The sequence below is a fragment of the Streptomyces alanosinicus genome, assembly GCF_014650595.1.
GTDB classification, from domain to species: Bacteria; Actinomycetota; Actinomycetes; order Streptomycetales; family Streptomycetaceae; genus Streptomyces; species Streptomyces alanosinicus.
The window spans coordinates 35,669-44,176 of sequence record NZ_BMVG01000052.1 but is presented as its reverse complement, the minus strand read 5'-3'; the positions used below and the strand labels follow the sequence as shown (position 1 = coordinate 44,176).

The window sequence follows — 8,508 nt, the reverse complement described above, 5'->3', positions numbered from 1 at the left end:
GACATAACCGCGGCCGCGCTCGACCGTCAGCTCCATCTCCAGCTTGCCCTTGCCGTTGAGTAGGTCTTTTTGATCCCTGGCCGTGAGGTGTGTACGGCTGGATCATCTGGGTTGTGGGGGCTGACAAGACGGCTCGGCGGTATTGCCGGGAGTGCGGTGATCCACTGCCGCAGACGATGGCGGCGGAGGCACTGTTCTGTTCAGGTCGGTGCAGGTCAAGGCGATGGCGGAGGCGTCAGAAGACCCGTGAGCGAGTCATCGCGATACAGCGTGGCGAGCAGGCGGAGTGCCCGGTATGTGGCGGGTCGTGGACGGTGGGGGTGGAGCGGTCGAGGGCGGCTGTGTACTGCTCGACCGTCTTGCCGGGTGAGGGCATGCCGTCAGCGGCGGGCGTCGCGGAACGGCGTTACGGAAACGCCGTAGCCGAACGCCTCGCGAACACCTCGAACACCCTTCGTTTTGCAGGGGGGTTGGGAGCGACTGACGGGTGCTTCGAGCGCCCCTGGTTCACGCTCTGCCCCGGCGTGTCGCGCCCGCGTCACGGTGGACGGTGACCGGGGCCGGCGCCCCTTTGACCGGTCACGTCGTGGTGGCCGGGCGGGGCCCGGGCAAGGGCGGTGGTCTTCATGACCGACGTGGCCGACCGGGTTGGGAATGTCACCCGGCAGCGTTACGAACAGCTCGTCACCCAGGCGAAGGACCTGATCGCGCAGGTCGCCCGCGCGCAGTTCGCTTTGGGGGACATGGCTCTGGAGATCGAGCCGATGAGGTCGGTGGGCGGGTCGATGCCGAACGGCACGGACGACCTGTTCACGGTGACGGAGTCGTTGCAGATGTTCGCGGACGACATCGGCGTCGAGCGGCGGACGGTCGAGGACTGCCGCTACACCGCCAACCGGTGGCCGAAGGGACGTCGCAAGGAGGGGGTGTCGTTCACCGTCCATCGCATCCTGGCCTCGGTTGTGGACGAGGACGAGCGGTGGGCGGCGATCGAGGACGCGCCATTCAACCCGCGCACCGGCGCGAGGCAGTGGACGCTCGATGGCGCGAAGCGGGTCGTCGGCCAGCGCGTTGACCGCCCGGTGACGGTGGATGAGAAGATCCAGGCTGTCGCCGATCTGACCCGTGATGACGAGGTCGCCGCGCAGGTTGCCACCGATCTGCTGAAGCGGCCGGCGGTGACCGAGCACGTCACTCCAGCTGAGCGGGTGCGGGTTGTCACGGAGCTGACCAGGGACGACACGGTCGCGAAGGAGGTCACGACCGGCTTGTTGCGTCGGCCGGCCGTCGCCCGGACGGCGATGCGGGACGACACCACCCGGATGCTCGTCAACCGTGCGCAGTTCGACAACTCGAACGAGACGCGCGAGCGGATCCGGCAACGCACTCCGGCCGTCCGCGTGATCGAGCACACCATTGAGTACCTCGACCTGGTCGGCTCCTGCCACGGTTTCGTCGCCACCCTGGGTCGGCTGGTCCCGCAGCTGCGTGGGCAGGAGTCCACCGAGGACGAGCGCGAGACCGTCCGCCGGCAGATCGGCCGGGTCCGTGCGGCGGCGGACTGGCTCGAAGGCGCCCTCGACAATGGCGAGTTCACCCTGGACGAGCAGCTCGTGCAGCTCCTCAAGGGCGAGTAGGCCATGCCGCGACGCCGGGAAGCCCGGCCGCTGGCCGAGCACTACGGCGACCTGGTCCGCGTCGCCCTGATGGAAGCACGCCCCGCGGGCCTGCACACCTACCAGCTCATGGCCGCCACCCGTCTGACCCGCTCGCAGGTCGGCCGCGGCATCCGGCACGTCCGCGACGTCGTCGCCGCGGAGAACCTGACCCCGATCACCTGGACCCGCCGGGACGGCTTCATGTTCTCCGACGACCCCGCCGACTGGATCGAGTACGACAAGCGGCAGTTCCGGCAGATCCTCGGCCGGCTCACCCGGGTGATCACGGGCACGCTCGACCCTCACCTGGCCCGCTACCCCGACGACGAATGGGCCCAGCTCGCCACCGCCCAGCTCACCGGCGTCCGCGCCACCCTCGCCCAGCTCTCCAAATAGCCCCGTCCACCACCGATCACTCTGCCGAGCCAGTCATGCCCGCTGCTTCCCGTCGCCGCCGCTACCCGTCCGACACCTCCGTCGCCGAATGGGCCCTCCTCGAACCCTTGCTGCCGGTCCCGGCCTGCCAGACCAAGGCCGGCGGCCACCCCGAGAAGTGGCCCCGGCGGGAGATCGTCGACGGCATCCGCTACATCGTCGACAACGGCGCGAAGTGGCGGGCCCTGCCTGCGGACTTTCCCCCGTGGGAGACGGTCTACGGGTTCTTCTGGAGGTGGAACCGGGCCGGGGTCGTTACCTACATCCGTGACCAGCTCCGCCGGAGAATCCGTACCGGCAAGGGCCGCTGCCCTCACCCGGTGACCCTGATCGTGGACTCCCAGTCGGTCAAGGGCGCCTCCACGGTCGGCCGGGACAGCCGCGGCTACGACGCCGCGAAGAAGATCAACGCCCGCAAGCGACATATCACCGTGGACACGCTCGGCCTGCCCGTGATGATCACGGTGACGCCCGCCGACATCCAGGACCGCGATGCCGCCCGCGACGTGTTCTGGCGCCTGCGTCTCACCCAGCCGCAGATCACCCAGGTCTGGGCCGACCGCGGCTACGCCGGCGAACTCGTGGACTGGGCCCGCGAACGCCTCTGGCTCACCCTGCGCATCGTCTCCCGGCCCAAAGGCGTGAAGGGCTTCGTCGTCCTGCCCCGCCGTTGGAAAGTCGAGCGCACGATCGGCTGGTGCATGAACGCTCGCCGCAACGCACGCGACTACGAACGCCTCCCGCAGCACTCTGAAGCGCACCTGAACTGGGCACTCATCACCATGATGACCCGACGCCTGACCCGCAAGACCCCCCGGGCAGGCAGCTGGTCGAAGAAGTCGCCAGGCTGATCAGGGCTGATTCCATACGAGCGTATAGCGCCAGAACAGCCGTCGTCGCAACCGTGCCCCGGCATGACGCGGTCGGAGCGGACCCGGCCGACCTCGACCGGCAGATCGCGCAGGACCCAGGCCAGGCGGGTGACGTCGTAGCCGGCATCGCTGACGATCACGATGTCCGGGTCCCCGGCTTGCCACTGACCTGCGGCGATGAGCCGTTCAACGACTCCCCGGAGCTGGGCGGCGGTGACCGCGGTGGCGTCGTCCACCGGTCCGAGCCGGACAACGTCCAGGATCGCGGTCCAAGAGGTGGCGCCCGGCTCCAGGCCGGCGACGAAGGAGTAGGGCCAGCCCGGGATGAACTGCGACGCCGTCTTGGCCCGGCCATAGACATGGCAGAACAGCCGCTCGGCCGAGCACGGCGCGTCCGAACGAAGCCATGGCGACACATCGACGGCCAGGACCAGACGCCCGCCGTCGAACCGCGGCAGCGACAGCCCGGCCAGCACCGTCCGCACCTGCTCGACATCGATCCGGCCGTGGTTCAGGCCTCCGTACATCGCTCCGTGCCCACGCCGGTGCTCGGGCAGCAGCGTCAGGTCCACCGGGGACTTCACCGCACCGTTCGCACACAGCACCGCATCTGTCAGCTCGAACAACTCGTCGCGCCGAGCGGTCAGACACTCGTAGAACTCGCCCCGGAAGCGTGACGCTTCCGCGAACGCATCCCTCCGCACAACATCAGGCAGCAGAGTCACCCTCACGGCCTTCGTCTCGGTCACGTGCACCTTGGTCGGAGCACAGGATCAGACGAAGGCCGCCCCCTGTCCGGCAAACCCCCAGGTGAGCGACTCAGTACGAGACACCGTTCGAGGCCGGAAGAAAAAGAACAAGCTCAGGACCGGGCTGCTGGTGCCGCAGCGCGGGCCCGGTGCGCGCGGATCTCGTCGTGGTGGTCGGCGGCCCAGCCGATCAGGGATGTCACGATCTCGTGGAGGCCGCGCCCCAACGGGGTGAGGGAGTACTCGACGCGCGGTGGAACCTCCGCGTATGCGGTGCGGGTGATCAGACCGTCCTCGTGGAGCTGGCGGAGCGTGAGGGTGAGCATCCGCTGGGAGATTCCGGGGACCTGGCGCTGCAGGTCGGTGTAGCGCAGCGGGCCGGCCTCCACCACCGCGATGAGCAGCAGGCTCCACTTGTCGCCGACGCGGTCGAGGACCTGCCGGATGAACTCCATGTGCTCGGCGGGGATGCGGGCACAGGGCCCCACCGCCGCAGCGCCGCCCGAACTGCCGGTGACCTCCATGACGCACATTCCTCTCCGGCACGAACACCAATGTGCCTTTTGTATCGACTTCCATACTGGCCCATCATGGCGCTACGAACAAAAAGTAGGAAGCAAGCGCAGGCAGGGAGACGCGTCATGAAGATCGAGATCTGGGCCGAGGTCACCTGCCCCTGGTGCGGACTGGGCAGCCACCGTCTGGACCGGGCCGTGGAGCGGTTCGAGCACGGCAATGAGGTGGAGGTCGTCCACCACTCGTTCCCGCTGAGCAGCTCCTTCCCCGTGGATGAGACGTTCAGCGTCCGTGACGCGCTGCTGCGCCGGCACGGCATGGGCGGCTCCCAGGCCGAGGCGTCCACGCGTGGGATCGAGGCGCTGGCCGCAGCCGAGGGACTCACCCCCTACAGGGTGCTGGACAACCTGGTCGGCAACACCGACCTGGCGCACGAGTTCCTCGCCCATGCCTCCGCCGAGGGCAAGAACCGCGAAGCCTGGGACGCGATCTTCCGCGCCTACTTCGGCCAGGCCCGCCCCGTCTTCAGCATGGACGACCTGCTCGACCTGGGCCAGGAGATCGCTCTGGACCGCGAGGGCACCCGCCGGGCGCTCACCGAGCACCGCTACCAGCGGCAGGTCCGCGACGATGCCGCCCGCGCCCAGCGCCTGGGCGCCACCGGCGCGCCGTTCATCGTCATCGACGGCAAGTACGGCATCCCCGGGGCCCAGGACAGCGACGGCCTTCTCGACGTGCTGCGCACGGCCTGGGACGCATCCCACCCGCTCACCCTGACGACCGACGGCGACGCTCCGCTCTGCGGCCCCGACGGCTGCGCCGTACCGGCCCACAGCTGACCTCCACCGGTCACTCCCCTGCCCGAAAGGCGTTTGATCACCATGAGTAGCCTCCTGGTCCTCGGCGGCAGCGGCCGCACCGGCGCCCACGTGCTGGAGTACGCGGCCCGGCGCGGCCACCGTGTCCGCGCCCTCGTCCGAAACCCCGACAAGGTGCAGGCACCGGCCGGCGTCGAGCTGATCCAGGGCACCCCTGCGAACATCGACGACATCCGCCGGGCCGCCGAAGGCACCGAGGGGGTGATCAGTGTGCTGAACAACGGCCGCGCCTCCGACAACCCGTGGGCCAAGCCGGTCAGCCCGCCGATGTTCATGACCGACGCCGCCCGCCGCACGCTCACCGTCATGGGCGAGCAGGGCATACCCCGCATCGTGCTGACGTCTACGCAGGGCGCGGGCGACGACTGGGCCCGGCTCAACCCGCTGGTCAAGGCGTTCATCGAGCTGTCGAACATCAAGGCGGGCTTCGAGGACCACACCGGTGTCGACCAGGTCGTCCGCGCCTCGTCCGGCATCGACTGGACCCTGGCCCGCGCCGTCACCCTGACCGACAAGCCCCTGAGTGGTCCCGTATGGGCAGCCGAGGCCGGAACCGAAAAGCCCGGCGCACGGATCAACCGCGCCGACCTCGCCCAGTTCCTCGTCCAGACGATCGAGGACGACACCTGGATCCGCAAAGCCCCCCTCGTCTGGAACACACGAGGATGACCCGCCCCATGATCCACACCCACCTCATGCGCAACAGCTTGGCGCGCCGTCCGTCGACTGCGACGCCGGACTGGAGTGACGTGACAACAACTGACACCCCCCGCACCGGCATCGCGTTCAACCAGCGCCTGCGCGTCGTGTTCGACGATCTGCGAGTCGGACGTCGACAATCTCCAGCCGCAGATCGAGTACACCTTCTACGGCGCTGTCACCGCGGCCCGCGCGGTGCTGCCCGCGATGCGCGAGGCCGGCGTGGGGACGCTGCTGTTCACCACCGGCGGCGGATCGATCCACCCGGTCCCCATGTTCGGCAATGTCAACGCCGCCGCTGGCGCCCTGCGCAACTGGGTGCTCAACCTGCACAGCGAGTTGGCGGGATCCGGTATCTACGCTGCGCACATCGCCATCAACACCTGGCTCGGCGAGGGCGGCCCCGAGGGCATCCCCTCGGCCAGCCCCGAGCAGGTCGCGCCCCTGTACTGGGACCTGTACGAGCGCCGCGACCAGGCCGAAGCCGTCTTCAACGGCTGACACCCCCACTTCCCGAACACCGCGAGGACACCAGCATGACCAGCACGCTCAGCGGCAAGACCGCTCTCGTCACCGGATCCAGCCGCGGCATCGGCCGGGCCACCGCCCTCGGCCTCGCCCGCGAGGGGGCCCTGGCCGCCGTGCACTACGGGCGCGACAAGCAGGCCGCCCAGCAGACCGTCGACCTTATCGAGAAGGACGGCGGACGGGCCTTTGCCGTCGGCGCGGAACTGGGCACGCCCGGCGCCGTCGACCAGCTGTTCCACCAGCTGGAGGCCGGACTGCGCGAACACACCGGCGAGACCGTCCTGGACATCCTGGTGAACAACGCCGCCGCGACGACGCCCGCCGGCGTCGCCCCGGAAGAGGTGTCCGCCGAGCAGATCGACGAGATCTTCGCAGTCAACGCCAAGGCCCCCTTCCTCCTCGTCCAGCGAGCTCTCGGGCTGATCCCGGACGGCGGACGCTTTATCAACATCTCCTCCGCGGTCACGCGCATGGCTGAGCCGTCGCAGGTCGTCTACGCGATGTCCAAGGGCGCGCTCGACCAGCTCACGCTGCACTTCGCCCGGCACCTCGCCCCTCGGCACATCACGGTCAACAGCGTGCTCCCCGGTCTCACGGACAACGGCAGCGCGGTCTTCCAGATGCCCGGGGCGCGCGAACAGATGTCGCAGCTGTCGGCGTTCAAGCGCCTCGGTGAGCCGGAGGAGGTCGCCAATGTGGTGGTCTTCCTCGCCACCGACCGGGCGCGCTGGATCACCGGAGCCTCCCTCGACGCCACCGGCGGCAGCCTCCTCGGCTAGCGGCCCGCTCCGCCGCGTCCCCTCCCTCGCTCTCTCCCCGAAAGACTCCACCCCTGATGAACATCTTCCTGTGGATCGTGCAGGCCGTACTGGCCGTCATGTTCGCCATGGCCGGTGTCATGAAAACCACCCAGCCCAAGGACAAGCTCGTCGAGAAGCTGCCCTGGGTGGCCGACTTCTCAGCCGGCACCGTCCGCTTCATCGGCATCGTGGAATTCGCCGGCGCCCTCGGGCTGATCCTGCCCGCGGCCACCGGTATCGCCACCGTGCTGACACCACTGGCCGCCGTCGGCCTCGGTATAGCGATGCTGCTGGCCGCGACGTACCACGCCCGCAAGAAGGAATTCCCCGCGATCGGCCTCAACGCCGTCCTGCTGATCCTTGCCGTACTGGTGGCCTGGGGACGCTTCGGCCCGTACAGCCTCTGAAGCCGCCATCGCTCCGATTCCCATGTACGGGGGCCCGGTTCGTCACAGATCACCGGGCCCCATCGCCCGCCCCACTTCTTACTGCTCCGCCCTGACCGCCCCACCGGCGTTGTACAAGTGGTCGAATCACGAGAAAAGGAGTTCCAAAGATGAATGCAGAGCAGACCAATTCCGATCGATCCTCGAAGAAGGCTCGATTCATCAAACTTGGACCAGGCAAGGGTCTGGAAACTCGCGTCAACATCGCACCGCTCTACTTGCTCAAAGCGGGCGCCGCCCATACCGACGGCCAGTACTCAGTCCTTGAGGTCTCGGTGAACCACGACCTCCCACTCCACATCCACGACACCGCTGACGAACTCTTCTTCCTGCTGGAAGGCACGCTACGGGTGACCTTTGACGACGAGCAGCATGAGGTCGGCCCGGGTAGTTTTATGTTCCTGCCTGCAGGGATTCCCCATGCGGTTAAGCCGGTAGGGGAAACCGTGCCGCGTCTTCTGCAGATCTCGGTTCCCGGAGGTTTCGAGCACTTCATCGAAGATATGGTTGAGCTTCAAGCCAAGGGTAAGGCGATGGACTTGGATTCGGAGGAGTTCCGAGAGTTCTCGCGTAAGCAGGACTGGACCTTGCTCGGGTCGGCTGGAAGCGCTGATCCCAACACTGACGAACCGCAGGCTTCGTAGCTGCTCCGGAATCCGGGCTGGTCCTTTTCCAATTTGATGACGGGTGGATGATCCTCCTGTAATTGTTGCCTTGATGGCATTTGAAAAGAGCCGCGGGCAACGGCTGAGCGGCAATCGGCCGAGCCGGCGAGGGTCCGCAGCTTGGCGCGGGTCCGGCCGAGACCACTGGTCAGAGGGTTCCGGCGGGACCAGGGGCTTTGTATGAAAGCGATCGGTCCGGGTTCGGTGCAGTGATCCGTGACGTGCCGTCATGTCTTGGTCTGGGGCCGGTAACAGAGCAGGC

At 68.0% G+C, this 8,508-nt stretch carries 10 protein-coding genes and 1 pseudogene; 9 read left to right on the top strand and 2 right to left on the bottom strand.

The genetic code is table 11. The features are described 5' to 3' along the window. Positions 1–626 precede the first annotated feature (626 nt). Genes IE277_RS42240 through IE277_RS42230 form a run of 3 tightly spaced genes read left to right on the top strand, consistent with a single transcriptional unit; the run spans position 627 to position 2,944 of the window. The gene (locus IE277_RS42240) at positions 627–1,637 is read left to right on the top strand and encodes a DUF6192 family protein (protein WP_308433476.1); all 1,011 of its coding nucleotides are present in this window, start codon (positions 627–629) and stop codon (positions 1,635–1,637) included. A 3-nt stretch (positions 1,638–1,640) separates the two neighbouring features. Next, positions 1,641–2,054 (top strand): hypothetical protein, encoded by a 414-nt coding sequence (locus tag IE277_RS48355; RefSeq protein WP_229882432.1) that lies wholly within the window; start codon positions 1,641–1,643, stop codon positions 2,052–2,054. Between the two features lie 35 nt (positions 2,055–2,089). Further along, positions 2,090–2,944, top strand: a complete 855-nt coding sequence (locus IE277_RS42230) for an IS5 family transposase (protein WP_189959012.1) — start codon at positions 2,090–2,092, stop codon at positions 2,942–2,944. Between the two features lie 62 nt (positions 2,945–3,006). Here the strand turns inward: IE277_RS42230 and IE277_RS42225 are convergent. Together IE277_RS42225 and IE277_RS42220 are read right to left on the bottom strand one after the other, a co-directional pair. Next, positions 3,007–3,690 (bottom strand): annotated as a pseudogene (locus IE277_RS42225) (transposase); the annotation flags it as partial. A 137-nt stretch (positions 3,691–3,827) separates the two neighbouring features. Next, positions 3,828–4,238: a winged helix-turn-helix transcriptional regulator gene (locus tag IE277_RS42220; RefSeq protein ID WP_189959011.1), complete on the bottom strand. Its 411-nt coding sequence runs from the start codon at positions 4,236–4,238 to the stop codon at positions 3,828–3,830. A 117-nt stretch (positions 4,239–4,355) separates the two neighbouring features. Between IE277_RS42220 and IE277_RS42215 the strand changes: the two genes are divergently transcribed. The 6 genes from IE277_RS42215 (at position 4,356) to IE277_RS42190 (ending at position 8,225) form a co-directional block, all read left to right on the top strand. After that, positions 4,356–5,069: a DsbA family oxidoreductase gene (locus IE277_RS42215; RefSeq protein ID WP_189959010.1), complete on the top strand. Its 714-nt coding sequence runs from the start codon at positions 4,356–4,358 to the stop codon at positions 5,067–5,069. A 42-nt stretch (positions 5,070–5,111) separates the two neighbouring features. Continuing rightward, positions 5,112–5,777 (top strand): NAD(P)-dependent oxidoreductase, encoded by a 666-nt coding sequence (locus tag IE277_RS42210; protein WP_189959009.1) that lies wholly within the window; start codon positions 5,112–5,114, stop codon positions 5,775–5,777. Positions 5,778–6,014: 237 nt separating this feature from the next. Then, positions 6,015–6,308, top strand: a complete 294-nt coding sequence (locus IE277_RS42205; RefSeq protein ID WP_229882431.1) for an SDR family oxidoreductase — start codon at positions 6,015–6,017, stop codon at positions 6,306–6,308. A 35-nt stretch (positions 6,309–6,343) separates the two neighbouring features. Next, positions 6,344–7,114 (top strand): SDR family NAD(P)-dependent oxidoreductase, encoded by a 771-nt coding sequence (locus tag IE277_RS42200; protein WP_189959008.1) that lies wholly within the window; start codon positions 6,344–6,346, stop codon positions 7,112–7,114. A gap of 56 nt (positions 7,115–7,170) precedes the next feature. After that, positions 7,171–7,542 (top strand): DoxX family protein, encoded by a 372-nt coding sequence (locus tag IE277_RS42195; protein ID WP_189959007.1) that lies wholly within the window; start codon positions 7,171–7,173, stop codon positions 7,540–7,542. 149 nt (positions 7,543–7,691) lie between these two features. Beyond that, positions 7,692–8,225: a cupin domain-containing protein gene (locus tag IE277_RS42190; protein WP_189959006.1), complete on the top strand. Its 534-nt coding sequence runs from the start codon at positions 7,692–7,694 to the stop codon at positions 8,223–8,225. Positions 8,226–8,508: the final 283 nt, after the last annotated feature.

Bases quoted from the DNA above. Each gene is read 5' to 3' on its own strand.
- IE277_RS42240 (WP_308433476.1), top strand. From the start codon at position 627: ATGACCGACGTGGCCGACCGGGTTGGGAATGTCACCCGGCAGCGTTAC.
- IE277_RS48355 (WP_229882432.1), top strand. From the start codon at position 1,641: ATGCCGCGACGCCGGGAAGCCCGGCCGCTGGCCGAGCACTACGGCGAC.
- IE277_RS42230 (WP_189959012.1), top strand. From the start codon at position 2,090: ATGCCCGCTGCTTCCCGTCGCCGCCGCTACCCGTCCGACACCTCCGTC.
- IE277_RS42220 (WP_189959011.1), bottom strand. From the start codon at position 4,238: ATGGAGGTCACCGGCAGTTCGGGCGGCGCTGCGGCGGTGGGGCCCTGT.
- IE277_RS42215 (WP_189959010.1), top strand. From the start codon at position 4,356: ATGAAGATCGAGATCTGGGCCGAGGTCACCTGCCCCTGGTGCGGACTG.
- IE277_RS42210 (WP_189959009.1), top strand. From the start codon at position 5,112: ATGAGTAGCCTCCTGGTCCTCGGCGGCAGCGGCCGCACCGGCGCCCAC.
- IE277_RS42205 (WP_229882431.1), top strand. From the start codon at position 6,015: ATGCGCGAGGCCGGCGTGGGGACGCTGCTGTTCACCACCGGCGGCGGA.
- IE277_RS42200 (WP_189959008.1), top strand. From the start codon at position 6,344: ATGACCAGCACGCTCAGCGGCAAGACCGCTCTCGTCACCGGATCCAGC.
- IE277_RS42195 (WP_189959007.1), top strand. From the start codon at position 7,171: ATGAACATCTTCCTGTGGATCGTGCAGGCCGTACTGGCCGTCATGTTC.
- IE277_RS42190 (WP_189959006.1), top strand. From the start codon at position 7,692: ATGAATGCAGAGCAGACCAATTCCGATCGATCCTCGAAGAAGGCTCGA.